The sequence below is a fragment of the Shewanella sp. 1180_01 genome, assembly GCF_052850535.1.
Window position 1 is genome coordinate 1 of record NZ_VXCT01000073.1, and the last position, 20,629, is coordinate 20,629.

Genomic DNA, 20,629 nt, shown 5'->3' on the forward strand with positions numbered 1-20,629 from the left:
CCCCACGACCTTGATTCACCTCGGCCGTAAGGCCGTATTGATCTATACAAGACGCCCGCCCCATGGCCGCTTTTTGGCATCCATGCCATCACGGCATTTGTGAATCCTTTCACATCAGACGGGCGGTCGAGCATCCAAGGATGGACTGGCTGCGAGTCGACGAGCGAATGCCATGACTCACCTATACATTGATACCTGCAAACACGAAGATCCCAAGTACTTAAATCAAAGATGACTCAGTACAATTGACCAACATATGTTTGACCAATAAAAAAGCCAGCAAAGCTAAATGCTTGCTGGCTTTTCTGTCCAACTTATTCACTCGCTTTATTTCATCAAGCGAGCACTGAATCAAAGCCGCTCAACTATGACTTCTTAGGAAAAATGGGATAGGACTCAGTGCCTAACACTTTGCCATCGACCTCGACACCATAGTAATCGCTGTCATTATGATATTTCTCCTGCGCTTGCTTCACATCACCTTTGCTACGTGGGTCCTGTGGACGCTCGTGGGAATTGATATAAGCTGCAACGTCCCAAGCCTGTTGGTTAGTTAACTGCATACTCTTACCAAAAGGCATGTTTTCATGGATGAAGAATGCAGCAGTATTGACCCTGTGCATTCCCGCCCCCCAGTTGTAACTCTTAGGTCCCCACAGCGGTGGCAGCGCATACACGCCTGCAATCGCTTGACCTTGGCCATCAACACTGTGGCAAGTTTGGCAATGGGCGACATAGACCTCTTTACCCCGTTCAGGTGAATAGGCTTGTTCGGGTTTTGGGATCTCAGGATAACCACGACCCGGCAAGTTGGCACGCTGCTCAACTGTCATCGCCTTGGCTAATATCTCAGGTAGCGGGAAGTCTTCCCGTTTAGCACCTTTGACTAACTCGGCATCGCTAAGCTCAGGGACTGGGCCGCTAATATTTGCTTCGTCCATCAAGCCACCCATGCCTAACCAATAGGCATAGGCAGAAAGCGCCACTAACTCAGGGCTACCCGATGCAGGGGCTTTACCATTCATCGAATAGTTAAAGCAGCCTTGGATGCGTTCTTCAAAGCTACTGACCTTATTATCTTTTTTGCGATAGGCCGGATAAGCAAAATACGCGCCCCATAGGGGTGAAGCATTGGCTTTACGGCCCGCATCCATATGGCAGTTGGTGCAGTTAAGTTCGTTGCCCACATACTTATCACGCAGCTGTTGGGTATTCACAAATAGCTGATAACCCAAACGCACTTTGTCACCAAAGGCGCCTTCAGGAATGGCACTCAAAGGTCTAGGAGTAAGATAGGTTTGATCCGGTATCTTAGGGAAAGAAGGCAGCGGGGCTTGTTTATCTGGGCGCTCTTGCACCGGATCCGATTCGGCTTGTGCCTGCACGGTTAACGACCCCATCGCGGCCAGTAATAACATTGCGGAATATTTCATGGCCAGCTCCTTATTTCAAATTAGCAAAGTAGTTCGCTAAGGCATCAACCTCAGCGGCAGTAAGCTTGTTAGCTACGTTCGCCATAATGCCATCGACATCACCTTTGCGCATTCCCGACTGCCATGCCAGTAATTGAGTTTTAATATAACTCGCTTGCTGACCGGCTAAACGGGGAAATAAGCCGCCACCTAACCCCGAAGGACCATGGCAGGTCACGCAGGCTGGTAAACCACGTGACCAATCACCTTGGTAGGCTAAACGGGCGGTATCGTCATTAAAAACCACCTGTTCACCGCGGATAACGGGCTTGACCTCATTGGCAGGCTTTGCAGAAAAGTAGTTTGCCACTTGCTCAATCCCATCACCTTGTAACGTCATTGCCATCGGCATCATGGTTGCGTTTTGGCGCACACCCGCTTGGAAATGCTGTAATTGGGTCGAGATATATTGTTTAGATAATCCCGCTAATCGAGGGCCGATTGGTTCAACGCCCTCACCTTCTACCCCATGACAAGACACACATAACTGTGCCGGTTGGGGGATAATTTCCATCAATTGTTTGCCAGAAGGCGCAACGGAGGCGGCCGCATAGCCGCTGCATAGCGTTAAGCCTATGACGAATGTTTTAATCTTCATGTTCTATCCTTGAAGAGAGTTAAGCTCTAAAGCATAGGTGGTTATTGTTATTTATGTAGCTACTCATACACTGAACCCATTTTTAAATCAGCCGCTCATTTTTAAAACAGCCAATAAATGAGCCTTAGCGTTCATTAAGGCTCATTTATCGTTCAATCCAAATGGGATAAATTTACCTTACTCTTTGAAAGGGTAAGCTGCAAGTCTTCAAGCCCGAGTAGCCAGAATCAATAACCAAATCGCGTCGATTCAAAACGATTCAATAACTTATGTATCAAATAACACAGGAGTAGCGTGCCGACGATGGCGGTGAGAATGCTGCTCACTCGATATAAGGCGCTAAAGATTAAATCGTTGCCAGGGGTCAGATACTGGCCAAACAGAATGCCTAAAGTTGTCATGGCGCCAAAACCCACGCCAGAGCCACTTGCCTCTCGCACATGGGCTTGGCTAAAGATCATCAAGCCAATCCACAGCAAGGGGACGATTAATATCAATAGTCCTGACCAGTCATAGAGTACCAACTGCACAACGACCCCAAACGACACGCCCAGCAAAGTACCTATAGCGCGCTTACGGGCATAGTCGAGTGCGCCATTCCAATGCATGGGAAACAATAGCAAAAGAGTGGTCGCCTGAGCTGACATCGAATCCCGCAGATCAAATATTTGGAATACCAGAAACGATGTGGTCGCTATGGTCGCGCCGAGTAATGCTTCGTGGCGCATTCGATGTGGCGCCTTAGGTCCTGGCTTGTAAGCCGCCCTTGGTTCCACATCGGGCCAGAGTGCCGTCATAGCATAGGCAATAACGACCGACAATGCCGTCGCCCAAAAGTTACTGAAAACTAAGTCATTCAGATTGGTATTGGGATAGCTTGCAAAGTGCAGCATGATGCTAAGGCTGAGCACTCCGTTGGCGCCAAAGAGGAATAAACTGCCGCGGGACATGGCCGCAAAACGGTATAGAAATAACAGGAAGACGATGGGCGTCATCAGGCCGGGATGGCTGCCGAAGAAACCACCGAGCAGTCCAACCTCTAACCCCGCCATGGCAGATGAGGCCAATAACTGACGCATAGCGTGGCCATTCATCACAGGCACGAGTCCGAGTAATAGCATGGGGGTCACAGTGAAGAAGACTCCATTGCTCCAACCAAACATTTTACACAGGGTAAAACCTATGGTCGCGCCAGTCGCAATCCGTAAACACTGGCGTAAATCGTTGGCCGTCAATGGGCTATGGCGTAGTAACATGCTCGTCGCCTTGTTCTATCGATATGTAAAATTGGGGGATGTTTAGCTGGCTTATGCTGCATTCACACTTATGTTGCTTTGAAGTGTTCACTCAAGCGACTCACGGCAAATACACACCAACCGCGAATCGCTCACCCGTCAACAGCAATAAGTGCGTGTAGATAGGCGAGTCAATACGCTAGTAAATAGGCTGATAAATAAGCTAGTAAATAGGCTAATAAATATAGTGCAGCAGGCTAATGACTTTAATCTGCACCTTAGCCAGCAGACTAAACAGGCTATTCTCAGGCAGCAGTTGCACGGTCGCGCGCGCACCGGCTGGCAAGCTGTTCATCGCCATCCCATCTAACTCCAAATGCAGTCTCAATCTTTGGGCATCACGCACCCAACGATCAGATTCCTGCGGCGCCGCTAAACGGCCATTGGCATCGAATTGCCCCGCACTCACGCCCGCATCGACACTGCTCACCGTCGCCCGATATAAACGGCCGGGTTCGCCATCAAACGCAATCAAAGCGGTAGATGAAGCATTGACGCCACGCAAACTCTTTTCGCGAAAATCAGCAATAATATCAATCTTATCCGATACCACGGCTAACAGAGGTTGCCCCACAGTCGCAAAACTCCCGACTTCTAACTGCAGGTTAGTCACTATCCCGTCCTGATCAGCATGGATTTGGGTGTAAGACAAATTGAGTTCAGCTTGGGCAAGATGATTTTGTGCCTGACGCACCTTAAGATTCTCTTCGCCATAACTGCCACGGCTCACCTTAAGTTTTTCTAAACGCGCATTAGCGGCGAGCAAATTGGCTTCCGCGGCGGCGGCATCACTATCGGCCTGATCCCTTTGCTGCTGCGATACACCATGGGTGGCATACAGGGCATCGAGGCGCTTAGCTTCGCTGCGTTTCTGTTGTGAGGTGGTTTTGTTGGCATTGACGTCGGCCTTCGCGGCCAGCAGCGAGGCATCTAACTCGGCATTGTCTTGGCGGGCTTGCTCTAAGGCCAATTTAGCTTGCGATACCGCTAACTCATAGGGCGCAGGATCGACTTGAAACAGCAAATCGCCCTTGGCAACCGCTTGGTTGTTCGTCACGGCTATGGTCTGAATTTTACCGCTGATCTGCGGCGTAACCTTAGTCACCACACGCGTCGCCATAGCTTGCGGCGTTAATGGCATCATAGTATCGACAAGCATAAAATAGCCAAAAACCATCACAAAGCCGAACATGGCAAATTTTACTAAACGGGCAAACTGTTGATCCGGTGTCATCTTCTTTCTCACAAAATGGTTGCTGTTGCCTTGGCCAATTTGGCGCTGGCGTTGTCACTAATCAGGCTAATAATGCGTTCAAATTCGCTGAGCTCGCTGGCACTGATCCCAGCTAATAACTCACGGCGCACCTGAATTATCCGCGCTTCCATTTGCTTTAATACATCCAATCCCGCAGGCGTTAGCGTCACAATCCTTGCGCGCTTATCTTTGTCGCAGCAATGACGCTCGACTAAACCTTGCTCTTCTAATTGCCCTAAGGTGCGCATTAACGAAGCCAATTCAATTTCTAAGGCATCGGCCAACACTTTCTGGCTCACGCTGTCGCCTAAACGCAGTAATTTCCACAATGCCGTCCAACGGGGATGGGTTAATCCCAAAGGTGCCAGTTCGACATCGGCCACGGTACGCCACAATCGATGCAGACGGCCTAAATGCTCCGCCAGTGATAACTCTTTCAATCGCTCTAATTCTTTTTGCATCTTGCTCACCCACTTAGTTAGCGTGCTAAGCATTATACTTAGTTAGCAGGCTAAGTAAATGTGCTCATATAAAAAATTTTCTGTGTCCTATGGCGCAAAAATGTCGCATAGGGAAACAAATAATCCAAAATGCTGGCGCTATCTCAAATATAATCAGCCGTATCTCTATAATATTAAAAAGATAAATCAGACTGATGAAGTGAACTGGGAGGTTGGCTTTGGTGAATTTAAAAATTAGTACGAGGATTGTGGTTGGGATATGTCTATTACTGTTGGCCATGATGAGCTTTATCATGCTGCTAGTCCTGTCGGAATTCAGCAGTCAGGTGAAAGAATCTGAGCAAAGAGAACTGCATAAACTGTACGAAACTGCGGTCGCCAACATAGCCTCATCCGGTAAACTCGCACAGGCCATGGCAACGATAGTTTCACTGACGCCAGAGATCCAAAGTAACTTCGCCGAACGGGATCGCCCCGCACTCAAAGACCGTACTCTGCCGCTGTTTGCCAAGCTTAAGCAAGATTTCGACGTACAACAATTTCAGTTTCATACGCCGCCGGCAACCTCTTTTTTACGATTACATCGCCCCGAAAAATTTGGTGATGATCTCACTGCAATTCGTAAAACCATTGTGGAAACCAACACCACGAAACTGCCCTTAAACGGTTTGGAATATGGTGTTGAAGGTTTAGGGATTCGCGGTTTAGTGCCCATGGGTTATCAAGGCCAACACACTGGCTCAGTGGAATTTGGTATGTCCTTTGGACAACCTTTCTTCGACAGTTTTAAAGATGCTTATCAAGCTGAAATCGCATTATTGTTGCCCAATGGCGCGGATTTTAAAGCATTTGGCGCCACGTTCACGCCCGATATTCAGGCCATAAGTGAACTCAATAGCGTGATGCAAGGCAACGAAGTGATTCGCACTATTAGCTTAGAGGGCAAAACCTTCGCTTTGTATCGCCACGCCATAAAAGATTACTCGGGACAAGTCTTTGGGGTACTGGATATTGCGATGGACAGAAGCCATTCAGAGCAAGTTATGGCGGATATTCGCCTCAAGTTGATTCTCATCGGTTTCGCTGCAATGTTAATCGGCACTGCCATTGCTTGGTTTATTGCTAAGGGCATTACCCGCCCAATAGCAGAAACAACCCAAGCCATGAATGACATCGCCGAAGGCGAAGGCGATTTAACCCGTCGAATTACCATAACGAGTAAGGATGAAATCGCCGAGTTAGCGCAGGCATTTAACCGTTTTGTGGAGAAAATCCACCACACAGTAACTCAAGTGTCTGATGCCACGAGTTTACTCGCAACCTCTGCTGAAGAAATGTCGAGCATTACGCGGGAAACCCAGAAGATGGCGAGTCGTCAACACCTCGAAACAGATCAAGTTGCCACCGCAATGAATGAAATGGCCGCAACGGTACAAGAAGTTGCCCATAACGCAACCGATGCGGCCGATGCCGCCAATCATGCCAATGACTCAACCGAACAAGGCAAATTAGTTGTACAAAAAGTGGTAACCACTATCGCAATATTAGCCGAGGAAATAGCCACAGCAGCAAGTGCAATCAATGAATTAGAGCGTAATACCGCTGAAATTGATTCTGTGCTTGTGGTTATCCGTAACATTGCCGACCAAACTAATTTACTCGCACTCAATGCGGCAATTGAAGCCGCAAGGGCGGGAGAACAAGGTCGAGGATTTGCGGTCGTTGCCGATGAAGTACGCACTCTGGCGAGCCGCACTCAAGCATCTACGACAGAAATTCAGCAGATGATCGAAGCGCTTCAGCATAAAGCTAAGTCCACAGTCAATGCGATGGAAACCAGCACCCGCACCACCCAAAGCTGTGTATCCCAAGTTCACCAAGCGGGTGAGGCACTCGAAGCCATTACCCATGCGGTTTCCACCATTAGCCAGATGAATATCCAAATCGCCAGCGCGGCAAATGAGCAGTGTGCGGTTTCAGCAGAGATTAATAAGAATGTTAATAACATCAATGACATTGCAACTAATGCGACAGATAGTGCGGTACAAACTGCACGCGCTGGCGATGAGCTTGCCCAACTCGCAGTCCGTTTAACAACTTTATTAGCTCAATTTAGAATTTAAACAAAACAAAACGCCGCATTCTCTGCGGCGTTTTTATTAGCTTATTTTATAAAGTTTTACTTAGGACGCACGCCTAACGTATGGCAAATCGCGTAGGTCAATTCGGCGCGGTTTAGGGTGTAAAAGTGGAAATCCTTCACGCCTTCACGTGACAACACCTTAACCATATCAATCGCTACGTTTGCACCCACTAATTGGCGTGTACCGGCATCATTTTCTAAACCATCGAATTGCTTATGCAACCAGTTAGATAACGACACATTGGTCATGCCCGCGAAACGTTTTAACTGGGTAAAGTTAGTCACAGGTAAGATACCTGGCACGATTTCAACGTCGATACCGGCGGCGACGCAGCGGTCACGAAAGCGCAGGTAAGATTCCACATCGAAGAAAAACTGGGTAATGGCACGGCTAGCGCCCGCATCAATCTTACGCTTAAGGTTGATCAAATCAGCCTGTGCATTGCTCGCATCGGGATGCACTTCTGGATAGGCCGCAACGGAAATATCAAAGTCGGCCACTGAGCGCAGCAAACGCACTAAATCTACCGCAAAACGAGTGGGCTTGGGGCTGCCCGCAGGTAAATCACCCCGCAGTGCCACTATGTCACGAATGCCCGACTTCCAATAATGCTTAGCCAATTCTAATAGCTCTTCATCGCTGGCATCCACTAAGGTTAAGTGCGGCGCGGCAACGAGGTCAGTTTCCTGTTGAATACGCTCAATCACGCCGTGGGTACGGTCGCGCACACCTGAGTTAGCGCCATAGGTCACAGAGACAAACTTAGGATTAAGTGGCTCTAAACGACGAATAGAGTTCCACAGGATCTGTTCCATTTCGGGGGTCGATGGCGGAAAAAACTCAAAAGAAACATTAATATCGCCATTAAGCTCAGACAAGCTCTGGTTCAGCGATTGTGAATGTTGTGCGTGATGAAAAGCCATGTGTATTTCCTCAACCGCCCTTGGCGCTACTCTTTGCTAGTATGAATTAGTTCAAATGGACGTTTGGACGTCTATATGTCCATATACTAGAGAAACTGAGATGTAAGTCAAGCCAAAAAATGTCCATAAACCGCATTTAATCTCGGTTAATTCGATAGATTTATTCTAGCCAATAAAAAAGGACTCAAATGAGTCCTTTAAGCTGCTGAATTTCAGTCTACTCTTGCAAGAGATCGCGACAGATCTGCGTTAGATCCGACTGCACGGCCGCCGCTGTCACTTCGCGTCCGGCGCCCGGTCCACGGATGATCATCGGATTGCCTTGATAGAAGGCACTGCGGATCACAAACACGTTATCGCCGGGGGTCAAATTAGCGTAGGGATGATGGGCATCAATCCACTGCAAACCGACTTCAGCTTTAAGCTCTGGGCCGCTGTTATCTAAGGATGCCACGTATCTGAGCACCTTATTTTGCTCCGCAGCCGCACCGTATTGTTGCAGCAGATCGGCATCTAACTCGGCAATGCGGGCAAGAAATTGATCTAAGGGAATATCGGCCAAATCGGCTGGCACTAATGAGCGCAGTTCAATATCTTCAAGCTCGATTTCAAGGCCAATTTCACGGGCCAAAATGAGCAGTTTACGCTGCATATCACGACCGGACAGATCGTCGCGGGGATCGGGCTCAGTGATACCTAAGCCTCTGGCTTCAATCACTAACTCAGAGAAAGGCTTGCTGGTATCGTATTTCTCAAACAACCAACACAAGGTGCCGGAGAAAATCCCGCCCACGGCTTCAACGCTATCACCGCTGTTACGCAGATCATTTAACGCATGTTGGATGGGTAAACCTGCGCCACAGCTGGCGTTATAACGCCAAAATAAACGACGATTACCCAGTTGCTGCTTTAACTCACGGTAGAAAGGCAGTGGACCCGAGCCCGCGAGTTTATTCGCGCTCACCACATGGATGCCGCGCTCAAATAGCTCTGGATATTGCAGCGTCAAACTGGCGCTGGCACTGATATCTAAGGCCACCAGCTCATCGCAGTTAACCCGTTCTAATTGCTCGAACAAGTGCTCGTACTGCCAAGGCGTAGCCTCGGTATTAAACTCAGTCTGCCACGCGGCAAGATTAATGCCTGTGGATTTAATCAAGGCTTTACTCGAACTGACTAAACCGACTAACTCAACACTGGCTTCGAGTTCATGATCCAGTGATGGCGACACCGACTTAAACAAATCGACCCAGGCCTCACCTATGTTGCCCACGCCGAGCAGCAAGACACCAATGCGTTTACGCGGCCCAGCGCAGCGACGATGAACTTTTTGGGTTAACAGATTCACCTGCGACTGAGGCACTAAAGTCACCAAACTTAAATCGCCGCTGAACAAAGGTTTAGCATCACGGCTCAGTAAACGGGCGAAGCTGCGGCGATAATGCTCGGCATCGGCACTGACTAATGCGACTAAGCCGAGATCGGTATTGATCTGCTGATCGCTGATCCCTAAAGCTTCTGCCTCGGCATCGAGCAATCTTTGCACTTGTTTTTGATTTTCAGCGGTATAGGCAAGCTCAACCCTTTGGTGGGCAGAGGTCCAATGGGCCAATGGCGTTAAACCCGCAGCGATCAATAGATCTAATAAACGAGTTAATTCGCCCGTAAGCTTAAAGCCGAACAGCACGACTGCATTAAGGTTAGTCACCACAGGTGCACTCGCCGACGAACTGTGGGGCGCGATTAAGGTAAAGTCGGTGTGGGATGCATAACTTGAGCGTACCGCTAAACTCACTTCGGTATTAAACAAAGGCTGCAGAGTGCGCGAATGTAATACTGGCGAACCTAAACGCGCTAGGCGATCGGCTTCGGCAAGTGACATGCTTTTCAGTAACTTAGCATCGTTGATTTTATTAGGATCGGCATTGAACACCCCTTCCACATCGGTCCAAATGGTCACGCGCTCGATATCGGCAAGGCTGGCAATCAAGCTGGCGCTAAAATCTGAACCATTTCGACCGAGTAACAAGGTATCGCCGCGCTCGTTAGCGCAGATAAAGCCGGTGATCACTAAGCGCTCATTTGGATGGGCAGCTAATAGGGCTTGTACTTTAGCACGGGATTCTTGTACCCGAATTTGCGGCACAGCGGCTTCATCGGCCACTAAAATTGAACAGGCATCCACATGGCTTGCGGCCACGCCAGATTCGCACAGCAGCGCCGCCATTAAACGTGCCGACCAACGTTCACCAAAGCTCACCACATGGCTAATTTGGTAATCGTTGCGGGTATCTAAGGATAATAAGCTGATAAGCTGCGCTTTATCAGTGGCCAAACGCTCACGCAGATCGCGGGCTTGTTCATTTGATAACAACTGCTCAATCAACCCCTGTTGGTAGCTGATCAGCACTTGTAATTCTTCTTGCCATAGCTGACCCGCATCACGCAGCGCTAATAATTTATACAGGAAATTCGTGCTCTTACCCGCCGCAGAGACCACCACGAGATCATCACTATGACCGTGGGTTAACAGGATATGGGCGACTCGGCGATAACAATCGGCATCCGCTAAACTGGAGCCACCAAATTTATGTAAGTGACAACGTGCCATCTATTATTCCTCTACTGACAAGCCGCAACGGCGGCTAATCCTGCTTGAATATCTGCAACTAAATCGGCGGCATCTTCAATACCCACCGATAGACGCAATAGGGTGTCCTTAATACCCGCCTCGAAGCGCGCCTGCGGCTCCATGGCTCTGTGGGTCATAGTTGCGGGCACGGCCACCAAACTTTCAACGCCACCTAAACTTTCCGCCACGCTAAATAAGCTGAGTGCACTTAAAAAGGCCACCACTTCGGCCTCGCCGCCCTTGAGCTCAAAACTCAGCATAGCGCCAAAGCCCTTTTGTTGCTTGGCGGCAATGGCATGACCTGGGTGATCCGCAAGACCAGGGTAATAAACTTTGCTCACCACAGAGCTTTGCGTTAACACCTCAACAATGCGCTGGGCATTGGCTTGATGTTCACGAATTCGCACCGCTAAGGTACGTAGGCCGCGCAGGGTTAAGTAACTATCAAATGCCGATCCCGTTAAGCCTAACGTGTTCGACCACCAATGTAAGCTTTCGCCAATTTGTGCATCTTTGGCAACCACAGCGCCGCCAACCACATCGCTGTGACCATTGATGTATTTAGTGGTGGAGTGGATAACGATATCCGCGCCTAACAATAGGGGTTGTTGCAATATCGGCGATAAAAAAGTGTTATCGACCACCACCAGCGCGCCGACCTCATGGCTTGCCTTAGCAATAGCCTCGATATCCACCACACGCAATAGCGGGTTAGACGGGGTTTCGAGCCACACCATCTTAGGATTTTGCGCGATCGCTGCGGTTAACGCTTGGCTGTCGGTTTGATCAACCACAATCAGCTTAAACTGGCCTTTCTTCGCCAAATTAGTAAATAAACGGTAAGAACCGCCGTAGCAATCGTGGGGCACCACCAATAGGTCATCAGGGCCGAGCAAAGTGGTCACTAAGGTGATGGCCGCCATGCCAGTGCAGGTCACTATGCCAGTGGCGCCCTTTTCTAATTGCGCTAATGCTTCGCCTAAAATACAGCGTGTTGGGTTGCCTGAACGACTGTAATCGAATTCGCGAGGATTTTTATGACCATCGAAGGCGTAATTAGTCGACAAATAAATCGGTGGCACAACTGCGCCATATTGAGTATCGCTTTCGATACCCTGACGCACTGCCAGTGTGGCTAATTGACGCTCTGCCATGGGTGGACTCCTAAATTCGGTAGACTGATAGAGATGTCTGGACGTCTAAATGTACCTAAGCCCAACGCCATCGTCAATAGGCGTGAAGACGTTTAGACGTCTGAACATAAAGAAATCTGTTTGCAATCACAAAGAAATAGTAGCAATAATTTGACTGTTCTTTGTAAGGGTTTAAAATCTGCCCCGAATTTAGCGTTATAACAGGTGAGTCAATGACTGAATGGAATGGGGAATACATCAGCCCCTATGCTGAACATGGCAAGAAGAATGAACAAGTAAAAAAAATTACTGTGTCTATTCCGCTCAAAGTGCTTAAGGTCCTTACGGACGAACGAACTCGTCGTCAGGTCAATAATTTGCGTCACGCCACCAACAGCGAGCTGTTGTGTGAGGCATTTTTGCACGCCTACACTGGCCAGCCATTGCCTAACGATGAAGATCTGTCAAAAGATAGCCCAGACAGCATTCCCGCCGAAGCCAAGTTGCTGATGGACGAGATGGGGATCGAGTGGGAAGACATGGAATAGCGACTTGTCGCTGGCAAAGTTACATCACAGTGCTCATCAATAGGGATCGTTAACGATCCCTTTTTGTTTATATGGAATCCTATGTTTTCTATGATAGATCCACAGACTCTCGCCTTGGCCTCACTGATTGTATTTCTTGGCGCCTTAACCCAGAGCCTGATTGGGTTTGGCCTAGCGGTTGTCGCCAGTCCTTTGCTGTATATCGTCGATCCGCAGCTCGTACCGGGTCCCGTTATTGCCATGGGATTTACCATCTCGCTACTGACCTTATTCCGGGAACGTGGTCATTTAGAATTCAATGGCTTGCAATATGCGCTTATAGGTCGCGTGCCCGGTGGTTTTATCGGCGCGAGTCTGTTGCTGTTTGCGCCTCAGCCCATACTCGGGTTATCCATCGCCGCCATTGTGGCTGTCGCGGTTATACTCAGCCTGTATAAATTCAGCCTGCCAGTGAATAAGAAAACCCTCTTTGGGGCGGGCGTCGTCTCGGGGATTTTCGGTAATATTGCCGCTATTGGTGGCCCGCCGATGGCGATTCTATTGTCAGGCAAAGACGCTTCGCAGTTTCGTGCCGCCCTGTCGGCCTTCTTCATTTTTAGCTCCACCATAGCTATGGTCATTTTGGCGATCACTGGCTTATTAGAATTGAAGCACCTGTGGCTGTCGTTAATGTTGCTGCCTTCAGTGCTTTTAGGGTATTTAGTCGCGGGGCGATTAGTGGGCAGTGTCGATAAAGATAAAACTAAAATGGCGACCTTAGTCCTATGCAGTATCAGCGCCTTAGTGCTAACGGTGAAATCGGTTATCGAGTTATTGCCCCAATAAGCGTCCTGCTTGTATTGGCAAATCATCTGAAGATTCAAACAATAAAAAAGCACTGACATTGTCAGTGCTTTTCTTTATCTATCAATATCTAAAGCCAGCTTACACTCAGCTTAAATAGCTTTGCCCTGCGTACACAATAAAGTGTCTTAGAGCGAGTACGCCGGTTAAGCTCGCACAAGCCACCATGATCATTGCGCCCTTAGTGTGGCGAGTCGCGGCGGGTAGCAACATGAACAGCAATGGAATACCAAAACCTATACCGACGACGCCTATCCAGAACACGCTTGCCCATAGCCCAGAAGTTAACGACGCTAAGGCCGCAGCCGCCGCGCCGCCCTTGAAGTACAAGGCGCAGAACAACATGAACAGGAACAGGATTTCAATCGCCATCACAGGCAACTCTAAACCGTGCATCTTGACTAAGGTTTTATCGTGGCTGTCAGTCTTAAACAGCAAGAGTGCCAGTACCGCGTTTGCCGCAGCGCCCGCCGATAAACCCGACACTAAAAACAGCGCAGGCAGTACCGCAGTATTGAGCATAGGATAAGCATTCATCGCCGAAATTAAGAAGCCAGTGTAAGCCCCTACGCCAATGGCGAGGACAAACAACAATACTTCAATCAGCTTTCGATATGGCATAAGTAACGTAGCGATAGGCGCTAGGAAACCCAAACCCCATTTTGGTAAGTCATCCCGCAGCACAATAATGGCGTACGCAAAGGCTAAGGGAGAATACGCCAGCAGCGCCAGCACCCCGATTGCCATCACAGACTGGAAGTTATAGTGAATTAAGATCAACCAAAAGTGGAATGGTTTGGTTAAGTCAAACACTAAACAAGCTAGACCTAAGCTAATTGCTACAGGCCCAATAATGGCTGCCGCCTTAAGAATGCTGCTTTCAGCTCCCGCGCTGAGTTCCTTATTCGCCCAGCGCAAACCAATGCCAATCAGTAAACTGCCCGCGGATAACCCCGCCATAAACAGGTAAACGGCGATGACCCAGTGCCAAGTGACAGGATCATATTGCGCCATGTCGCCCCAAGTATTGTTCATAATCAAATCCCCCCTCTTTTGGTAGGAACGCGATACACCCTAGGTTTAGTGCCCAAATGGGTTTTATCTTGGTAAGTGATTTTAGTGTTGAGCATGATGGCCACTTCACTCTTAGGATCATTGGCATCGCCAAACACTAAGGCATCGGTTGGACACACAGTCACACACGCTGGCTCTTCGCCCCGTGCTAAACGCGTATCCTTACAGAAGTTACACTTATCCGCCGCCTTGGTTTCTGGGTTCATAAAGCGCACTTTATAGGGGCACGCCGCCACACAGTACATACAGCCGACACACTTCTCAGCATGGATAGAGATAATGCCGTCTTCACCCACATAGGCCGCGCCCGTTGGGCACACTTTAACGCAAGGTGCATCTTCACATTGCTGGCAAGATACCCTGTGATATTTGAAATGCAGATTGGGCATCTCACCAAAGGGGCCTTCCACACGCACTTGCAGACGAGTTACGCCTTCGGGTACGCCATTTTCACTGCGACACGCCACGTTACAGGCTTGGCAGCCGATGCACTTATTCTCGTCGTGCACCATTACATATCGTTTATTCATTTAAGCCTCCGATTAGCGCTTTGCCAGCGTGACGCCCGTGGTGTGCACTGTCATGCCACACACAGGAGCAGTAACGTGCGGTAGTAAGTTACCGCAATGGATACCTTTGCCCGTTGCTCTGACCAACTCTTTGTTTTTAGAACCAAAGCCCATGTAAGCAAACACAGTATCTTGGCGAATACCCGGCGTGACTAAGGCATGGCCTTCTTCTGTGCCAACACTGCTGGTGAGGCGGATTGGGTCGCCATTGCTGATCCCTAACTTACCCGCAGTAACAGGGTGAACCCACACAGCGTTATCCGACATCAGGTTAGCGAGCATAGGCACATTGTGGGTTGCGCCATTGGTGTGCACCGCCACTTTGCCTTGGATAAAGTACAGCTCATCTGCTTTTTTAAGATTCACTTCGCGGAACTTGATCACCCCACGGCCCGGTGCCATGGCTTCGACTTTCGCGGAAGTGAGTTCAATCTTGCCACTAGGGGTTTTAAAGGTCAGTGCACTGGCGTAAGTGCCGTCTTCATCGGCAGGTCGCGCATTGGGGTATGCCTTAATAAACTCGGCAACCATCTTAGGCTCGCACAACATAATTGGCTTACCGAAGCTCACAAAACCTTCGTCTTTGATACGGCGCAGCAGGTCAGTGTCGCGGTTCACCTGCAGCATTTGCAGGGTTTCCATGTTTTCCCATGGATAGAACTCGCCAAGGCCCATAGCCACACCCACATCCTTAAAGATCTGCCAAGAAGGCTTAGTATCACCTAAGGTTTCAACCACACGTTGGCGCACATAATAGGCCGGATTTTTACCTGACTTATCAGCAATTTCTTCATCACGTTCAAGATAAGTCGACTCAGGTAAAATCACGTCCGCATAGGCGGCGGTTTCGCTGATATACACATCACACACGGCGATAAAGTCGAGCTTTTTCATCGCTTCAACAACGCGCGCTCTGTCTGTCATGGTTTGCATTGGGTTAGTGCGTGACATCACCCAGCCGTGTAACTGGTAAGGAACCGCGCTTAACGTGGCATCGAGAATGGTTTGGTAAACGCCGCCCGACGACCACATCATGGCGTACTGCTCTTCCACCTGATCGATACGTTTCGCCGTAGGTTTTGGCATGTCTTTCACGCCGGGTTTGGCCAATACGGGCGCAACCGCTTCACCGGCAAACTTGTTGTAATCACCGGGTTTCTGGCCGATATAAATCCCGCCCTTACGCTCGATGTTACCAATCAAGACGTTAGCGGCGTACAGGGCGCGGCGCATCTCAAACTCTTCGGTGGTAAAGGTAGATCTGTGACCAAAATCGACCACGGCATGGGGCGCTTTAGCGGCATATTCGTGGGCGATGCGGCGAATGTCCTTGGCGGGCACATCGGAGATGGTTTCGGCCCATTCAGGGGTATAGGCTTTCACTTCGGCGGCAAAGGCTTCGAAGCCTTCCACATAACGCGCGACAAATGCCTTGTCGTAAAGATTATCTTCAATCAATACATGGCATAACGCCAAGGCGACGGCCACGTCTGTTCCGGGGCGAATGGCGTACCATTCATCGGCCTTGTCGGCCACAATGGAGAATCTTGGCTCGAACACCACCAGCTTGGCACCTTTGTCCATCTGCGCCGCCATCATGCCGCGGGTTTCGGACATATTGATGCCTTCGTACAGGTTATGGCCGAAGTTAATAATGTATTTAGAATTACTTAAATCACGTTTAACCTTAGTGCCAAAAATAGCCTTAGCGGCAATTTCATAACCGCCGGGGCACGTCGACGCGTGGGTAAAAGTATTTGGACTACCAAAGGCGGTCGCAAGGTGAAACAAATGCTTTTCTTGTGAGCCCGATTTTGACGAGAATGCCACTGCCTCTGGGCCATGTTCTTTTTTGATTTTATTTAGATTTTCGGCGATAAGTTGATAAGCCTCATCCCAACTGATCTCGGCCCATTTACCTTCGCCGCGCTCGCCAACCCGCTTTAACGGTTTAACGATACGCTGTGGATCGTACAGTAAGCTATGGCCTGCGCCGCCTCGGGCACACACTTTACCGCCAAAGGACTTAACGGCCTTGTTGCCACTAATGAAGACGTTTTTGCCCTCAATCACCCGCGCCGAAATCGGGCAGCGAGTCGAACACATTTCGCAAATACTGGCAATTTCCTTGCCCATGCCCTTTAGCTGCTTATTCTCTAATGCCGCTAAGCTGCCCGGCAGCAGACTGGCTAACGCACACGTGGCGCTGCTCGCTCCCGCTCCCTTTAAAAAGGTTCGCCTATTAAGCTCAATCATGGTTACCTCCATCACGCTCATCCCACTCGTCAGTCGCCATTTGTGGCGCCATCGAGCAGAGGTTTGCTCACTGATTTGATTACTTTTTTAGTTATAAAAGCGTAAAAACAGCGCCGCCATATCTTCAAAATACCAGCATCCGCTGAATACACTGCTCATCCACAAAGATTGTTATCCCGAAAGAGGTAGGCGGATATTGTGGTAAACCACATGGGGAAGCTCGGTGTGATCTATCGCAACTAAAACCTAAGACTGACGCTGAAATACGTGAATAAGATCAATAGGCTTGTTGGGAACAGGCTTTACATCGACGGAGAAGGCAGAAAAAAGCCGCCAGCTTTGGACACTGGCGGCTTAGAAGAAAACTGACATTTCAGTCAATTGCGATAACCCTAGCAGGATAAGAACATCACGCTAGCGGGCGCAAACTGATTACCATCGCATTAATCCATTAACTCTATATCGAGGCAGTTGAGCAGGCGAATCGCTTCGTCGCGGCTAAACTTAGCCCCTTTGATTTTATTGTTAAAAATGTCGATATCGTAATTGGATGCCTCGCTAAAATCCGCCTCCAATAATTGAGTTCGGCCAAACAGACTATGACTAAAATCCGTGTAGGTGAAATTGGCTTGATTAAAGCTGCCCTCGCGAAAATCCACATCGTGGGCCTTACACTCTTCGATGATGATTTCATCGAGGGACAAGCCTAAAAATGAGCAGTCGTTTAGAATGCATTGCTTAAAGGAAAAGGGCGCGGCAAAGGATAAACGCGACCATGCGGCGCGGGTCCAATCGATACCGACTAACTTACACTCTTCAAACTCGACCCCGCTGAACTGGCACTGGGGTACTTTCACTAAGCTCAAGTTGCAGCGTACAAAGCGACAATCGATAAACTTACATTTACGAAAAACGCTCTCGCTAAAATGGCAGTCTTGAAAGCAGCAATCCTCGAACTCGATGCCCTGTAGCTCTTGGGCTAATTCCGACAAGCCATTAAACTGTTTTGATAAAAAACTATTGCCCTGCAAAACCGCGCTTGAGACTAATTGCGATGGCACGAGCTGTGATGATGCAAGCTGCGATTGTGTAAGCTGTGGCACTTCTTTCTGTAATGACATAACACCTCTAATCCTGCCCAATCCCCAACAATATGATAATGCAGGGCAATTGGGCTAGGTACTGCTTATTGTTTACTCTCTGATACGAGGCTTGAGACTCACCGGCTAAATGTTCGCGACGAGTTCCTCAAGCTGATCGGTCGCCTTAGACCAACCCTGATGAAACCCCATATCCTCATGATTCTGCCTATCTTCGCTATTCCAATGCAGCACCCGCGCAGTGTACTTTGTCTTACCGTCCACAGGTTCAAAGGTGATGGTTGCTGTCATAAAGGCCTTGTCGGACGGCACCCATGCCTCGGTAAAGGCATCGGTAAATACGATACGCTCATTCTCAACCACCTCGAGATACACGCCGCGATTCGGGAAATCTTGTCCCTCAGGGCTGCGCATTACAATCACGTTAGTGCCGCCAGCACGCACATCTAAGCTCGCGCTAGCCACAGTCCACGGCATTGGCGTAAACCAAATTTTGAGAAGCTCAGGCTCGGTCCACGCGCGGAACAGTTTTTCCGGCGGCGCATCGATAATCCGCTCTAATATCAATTCTCTGTCGCTATCTGGATGTGGATGACTTGTGCTCATATTCCCTCCATTGGATATTTGGCTTGATGGTCTTGTGGGCTACAACTGTGTCATAAGCTCGCACATCAGCAAAGAACAATGCAAATAGCCGTGGCAAATTTTGTCAATAAAGGTAAAATGTCGCCACTTTTTCGCGGCAGTCTAGCACAAGGTTATCTCGGATTAATGGTTAGCATTTTCGAGCAAAATGGCACGGGCCCAGCCCGCTTTAACAGACCACTTTCACTGTGGTGCCAACCTTGCCCTGCGTTTGTTCCATCCCTTGCATTATCTCCAGCTGACACAATTCAAACACCGCCCGAAAATACCCCTTTTGCTGTTCAAGATTTAACATCAAATCCCGCAAACTGGCTGAACGCTTTACGCCCTAAGCCACGCGCGAATAATAAAGCGGTTGCAATAAATCTGGCTGTTGCTAACGCCATAGTCCTTCTGCAAACCGACACTTATAAAAACCTTATCCCTACACTCTCTATCCTAAGGAATACTCGTCATGAGTCTTGCTGATTCCGTACTTGCCATCAATAACGATTTGCCTATCCGCACCGACAGCCCAGTCCACAGCGGCAAGGTTCGCAGCGTTTACTGGCTAACCGACGCCGACAGCCGCCGTTTAATTACCACTAAAGGTTATAACGTCCCCGAAGATACCCCGCTCGCCATCATGGTGATCAGCGACCGTATCTCGGCCTTCGACTGTATCTTCCACGGTGAAGGCGGCCTCAAAGGCATTCCCGGTAAAGGCGCGGCATTAAACGCGATATCTAACCATTGGTTTAAACTGTTCGCCGAAAACGGCCTAGCCGACAGCCATATTTTGGATATCCCGCACCCGTTCGTATGGATAGTCCAAAAAGCTCGCCCTATTAAAGTCGAAGCCATTTGTCGCCAGTACATCACAGGCTCAATGTGGCGCGCTTACTCAAAAGGCGAGCGAGTATTCTGTGGCATTACACTGCCAGAAGGCTTAGAGAAAGATCAAAAGCTCCCTGAGCTGTTAATCACCCCATCGACTAAAGGCATTTTAACCGGCATCCCAGGCGTGCCCGCCCAAGATGACGTGAACATCAGCCGCAGCGATATCGAAGCCAACTACCAAGCCTTTGGCTTTGAAAAGCTCGCAGATATCGACCTGTACGAGAAGCTGTTAAAAGATGGCTTTAAAGTTATTTCAGCAGCGCTGGCAAAGCTTGATCAAGTGTTTGTCGACACTAAGTTTGAGTTCGGTTATGTGACTGACAAAGATGGCAACTCAAAACTGATTTACATGGATGAAGTCGGTACTCCAGACTCATCACGTATTTGGGACGGCGCCGCCTACCGCGATGGCAAGATTCTGGAAAACTCCAAAGAGGGTTTCCGCCAATTCCTGCTAAATCATTTCCCAGATCCTGATGTGCTGCTCAATAAAGACAGAATGCCAGAGCGTGAAGCCCTCGCCCGCGACAATGACCTCCCACTTGAGGCCATGATGCAAGTGTCACGCACTTACACCGGCGTTGCCGAGAAAGTGACTGGCGCTCCAATCCCGCTGCCAGCGAATCCAAAGGCAGATATCATCAAGATCCTACGGGAAGAGTATGATCTGATTGTGTAATCAGATTTCGATGAGGTAGGGAGTTTTTCCTTAACCTCAGAATGTAGAAAAGGCGCTTAGGCGCCTTTTTTGTTTTTCAAACTTCGTTTGATTGTTTTAAAAAACAAAATCAAAGTCGTGGGT

Annotated in this window: 18 protein-coding genes; 5 read left to right on the forward strand and 13 right to left on the reverse strand. The window is 49.0% G+C overall.

Translation table 11 applies throughout. The features are described 5' to 3' along the window. Window positions 1-365: 365 nt before the first annotated feature. The 5 genes from FW758_RS22425 to slyA form a co-directional block, all read right to left on the reverse strand. A complete protein-coding gene (locus FW758_RS22425) occupies window positions 366-1,433 on the reverse strand; it encodes a c-type cytochrome (RefSeq protein WP_446446574.1) in 1,068 nt (355 codons plus the stop codon). Between the two features lie 10 nt (window positions 1,434-1,443). Next, window positions 1,444-2,070, reverse strand: a complete 627-nt coding sequence (locus tag FW758_RS22430; protein ID WP_446446575.1) for a c-type cytochrome — start codon at window positions 2,068-2,070, stop codon at window positions 1,444-1,446. A gap of 227 nt (window positions 2,071-2,297) precedes the next feature. Further along, a complete protein-coding gene (locus FW758_RS22435; RefSeq protein WP_338725899.1) occupies window positions 2,298-3,326 on the reverse strand; it encodes a DUF2955 domain-containing protein in 1,029 nt (342 codons plus the stop codon). A gap of 214 nt (window positions 3,327-3,540) precedes the next feature. After that, the gene (locus tag FW758_RS22440) at window positions 3,541-4,599 is read right to left on the reverse strand and encodes an HlyD family secretion protein (protein ID WP_446446576.1); all 1,059 of its coding nucleotides are present in this window, start codon (window positions 4,597-4,599) and stop codon (window positions 3,541-3,543) included. Window positions 4,600-4,607: 8 nt separating this feature from the next. Then, the gene (gene slyA, locus FW758_RS22445; protein ID WP_006083211.1) at window positions 4,608-5,081 is read right to left on the reverse strand and encodes a transcriptional regulator SlyA; all 474 of its coding nucleotides are present in this window, start codon (window positions 5,079-5,081) and stop codon (window positions 4,608-4,610) included. 221 nt (window positions 5,082-5,302) lie between these two features. Here slyA and FW758_RS22450 point away from each other — a divergent pair, with 221 nt between their 5' ends. Continuing rightward, on the forward strand, window positions 5,303-7,204 hold the full coding sequence (locus FW758_RS22450; protein ID WP_446446577.1) for a methyl-accepting chemotaxis protein: 1,902 nt from the start codon (window positions 5,303-5,305) through the stop codon (window positions 7,202-7,204). A 56-nt stretch (window positions 7,205-7,260) separates the two neighbouring features. Here the strand turns inward: FW758_RS22450 and metF are convergent, their stop codons facing one another. From metF to metB, 3 genes are all read right to left on the reverse strand, one after another. After that, window positions 7,261-8,148 carry a methylenetetrahydrofolate reductase gene (metF, locus tag FW758_RS22455; RefSeq protein ID WP_446446578.1) on the reverse strand — a complete coding sequence of 296 codons (888 nt, stop codon included), beginning with the start codon at window positions 8,146-8,148 and terminating at the stop codon, window positions 7,261-7,263. 217 nt (window positions 8,149-8,365) lie between these two features. Further along, window positions 8,366-10,759, reverse strand: a complete 2,394-nt coding sequence (locus FW758_RS22460; RefSeq protein ID WP_446446579.1) for a bifunctional aspartate kinase/homoserine dehydrogenase II — start codon at window positions 10,757-10,759, stop codon at window positions 8,366-8,368. An 11-nt stretch (window positions 10,760-10,770) separates the two neighbouring features. After that, on the reverse strand, window positions 10,771-11,934 hold the full coding sequence (metB, locus tag FW758_RS22465; RefSeq protein WP_259541796.1) for a cystathionine gamma-synthase: 1,164 nt from the start codon (window positions 11,932-11,934) through the stop codon (window positions 10,771-10,773). Between the two features lie 212 nt (window positions 11,935-12,146). On the opposite strand from metB, the gene metJ reads away from it, so the two are divergent. Together metJ and FW758_RS22475 are read left to right on the forward strand one after the other, a co-directional pair. Next, window positions 12,147-12,461 (forward strand): met regulon transcriptional regulator MetJ, encoded by a 315-nt coding sequence (gene metJ / locus FW758_RS22470; protein ID WP_006083215.1) that lies wholly within the window; start codon window positions 12,147-12,149, stop codon window positions 12,459-12,461. A gap of 81 nt (window positions 12,462-12,542) precedes the next feature. After that, on the forward strand, window positions 12,543-13,286 hold the full coding sequence (locus tag FW758_RS22475) for a sulfite exporter TauE/SafE family protein (protein WP_012196613.1): 744 nt from the start codon (window positions 12,543-12,545) through the stop codon (window positions 13,284-13,286). 105 nt (window positions 13,287-13,391) lie between these two features. On the opposite strand, the gene nrfD is transcribed toward FW758_RS22475, so the two are convergent. The 5 genes from nrfD to FW758_RS22500 form a co-directional block, all read right to left on the reverse strand. Beyond that, window positions 13,392-14,339, reverse strand: a complete 948-nt coding sequence (gene nrfD / locus FW758_RS22480) for an NrfD/PsrC family molybdoenzyme membrane anchor subunit (protein ID WP_115335596.1) — start codon at window positions 14,337-14,339, stop codon at window positions 13,392-13,394. 2 nt (window positions 14,340-14,341) lie between these two features. Beyond that, on the reverse strand, window positions 14,342-14,908 hold the full coding sequence (locus FW758_RS22485) for a 4Fe-4S dicluster domain-containing protein (protein ID WP_198782163.1): 567 nt from the start codon (window positions 14,906-14,908) through the stop codon (window positions 14,342-14,344). Window positions 14,909-14,920: 12 nt separating this feature from the next. Next, complete coding sequence (gene phsA / locus FW758_RS22490; RefSeq protein WP_446446580.1) at window positions 14,921-17,203, reverse strand: thiosulfate reductase PhsA; 2,283 nt, start codon at window positions 17,201-17,203, stop codon at window positions 14,921-14,923. A gap of 443 nt (window positions 17,204-17,646) precedes the next feature. After that, window positions 17,647-18,324: a pentapeptide repeat-containing protein gene (locus tag FW758_RS22495; RefSeq protein WP_446446581.1), complete on the reverse strand. Its 678-nt coding sequence runs from the start codon at window positions 18,322-18,324 to the stop codon at window positions 17,647-17,649. Between the two features lie 105 nt (window positions 18,325-18,429). Then, a complete protein-coding gene (locus FW758_RS22500; protein WP_446446582.1) occupies window positions 18,430-18,909 on the reverse strand; it encodes an SRPBCC family protein in 480 nt (159 codons plus the stop codon). A gap of 78 nt (window positions 18,910-18,987) precedes the next feature. Here FW758_RS22500 and FW758_RS22505 point away from each other — a divergent pair, with 78 nt between their 5' ends. Continuing rightward, window positions 18,988-19,416 carry a hypothetical protein gene (locus FW758_RS22505; protein ID WP_446446583.1) on the forward strand — a complete coding sequence of 143 codons (429 nt, stop codon included), beginning with the start codon at window positions 18,988-18,990 and terminating at the stop codon, window positions 19,414-19,416. Next, entirely contained in the window at window positions 19,403-20,506 is a 1,104-nt protein-coding gene (locus tag FW758_RS22510; RefSeq protein WP_311988907.1) for a phosphoribosylaminoimidazolesuccinocarboxamide synthase, read from the forward strand. Before FW758_RS22505 ends, FW758_RS22510 begins: the two co-directional genes overlap by 14 nt. Window positions 20,507-20,629: the final 123 nt, after the last annotated feature.

Coding starts and splice junctions, on each gene's coding strand:
- FW758_RS22425 (WP_446446574.1), bottom strand. CDS start 1,433: ATGAAATATTCCGCAATGTTATTACTGGCCGCGATGGGGTCGTTAACC.
- FW758_RS22430 (WP_446446575.1), bottom strand. CDS start 2,070: ATGAAGATTAAAACATTCGTCATAGGCTTAACGCTATGCAGCGGCTAT.
- FW758_RS22435 (WP_338725899.1), bottom strand. CDS start 3,326: ATGTTACTACGCCATAGCCCATTGACGGCCAACGATTTACGCCAGTGT.
- FW758_RS22440 (WP_446446576.1), bottom strand. CDS start 4,599: ATGACACCGGATCAACAGTTTGCCCGTTTAGTAAAATTTGCCATGTTC.
- slyA (WP_006083211.1), bottom strand. CDS start 5,081: ATGCAAAAAGAATTAGAGCGATTGAAAGAGTTATCACTGGCGGAGCAT.
- metF (WP_446446578.1), bottom strand. CDS start 8,148: ATGGCTTTTCATCACGCACAACATTCACAATCGCTGAACCAGAGCTTG.
- FW758_RS22460 (WP_446446579.1), bottom strand. CDS start 10,759: ATGGCACGTTGTCACTTACATAAATTTGGTGGCTCCAGTTTAGCGGAT.
- metB (WP_259541796.1), bottom strand. CDS start 11,934: ATGGCAGAGCGTCAATTAGCCACACTGGCAGTGCGTCAGGGTATCGAA.
- metJ (WP_006083215.1), top strand. CDS start 12,147: ATGACTGAATGGAATGGGGAATACATCAGCCCCTATGCTGAACATGGC.
- FW758_RS22475 (WP_012196613.1), top strand. CDS start 12,543: ATGTTTTCTATGATAGATCCACAGACTCTCGCCTTGGCCTCACTGATT.
- nrfD (WP_115335596.1), bottom strand. CDS start 14,339: ATGAACAATACTTGGGGCGACATGGCGCAATATGATCCTGTCACTTGG.
- FW758_RS22485 (WP_198782163.1), bottom strand. CDS start 14,908: ATGAATAAACGATATGTAATGGTGCACGACGAGAATAAGTGCATCGGC.
- phsA (WP_446446580.1), bottom strand. CDS start 17,203: ATGATTGAGCTTAATAGGCGAACCTTTTTAAAGGGAGCGGGAGCGAGC.
- FW758_RS22495 (WP_446446581.1), bottom strand. CDS start 18,324: ATGTCATTACAGAAAGAAGTGCCACAGCTTACACAATCGCAGCTTGCA.
- FW758_RS22500 (WP_446446582.1), bottom strand. CDS start 18,909: ATGAGCACAAGTCATCCACATCCAGATAGCGACAGAGAATTGATATTA.
- FW758_RS22505 (WP_446446583.1), top strand. CDS start 18,988: ATGCAAATAGCCGTGGCAAATTTTGTCAATAAAGGTAAAATGTCGCCA.
- FW758_RS22510 (WP_311988907.1), top strand. CDS start 19,403: ATGAGTCTTGCTGATTCCGTACTTGCCATCAATAACGATTTGCCTATC.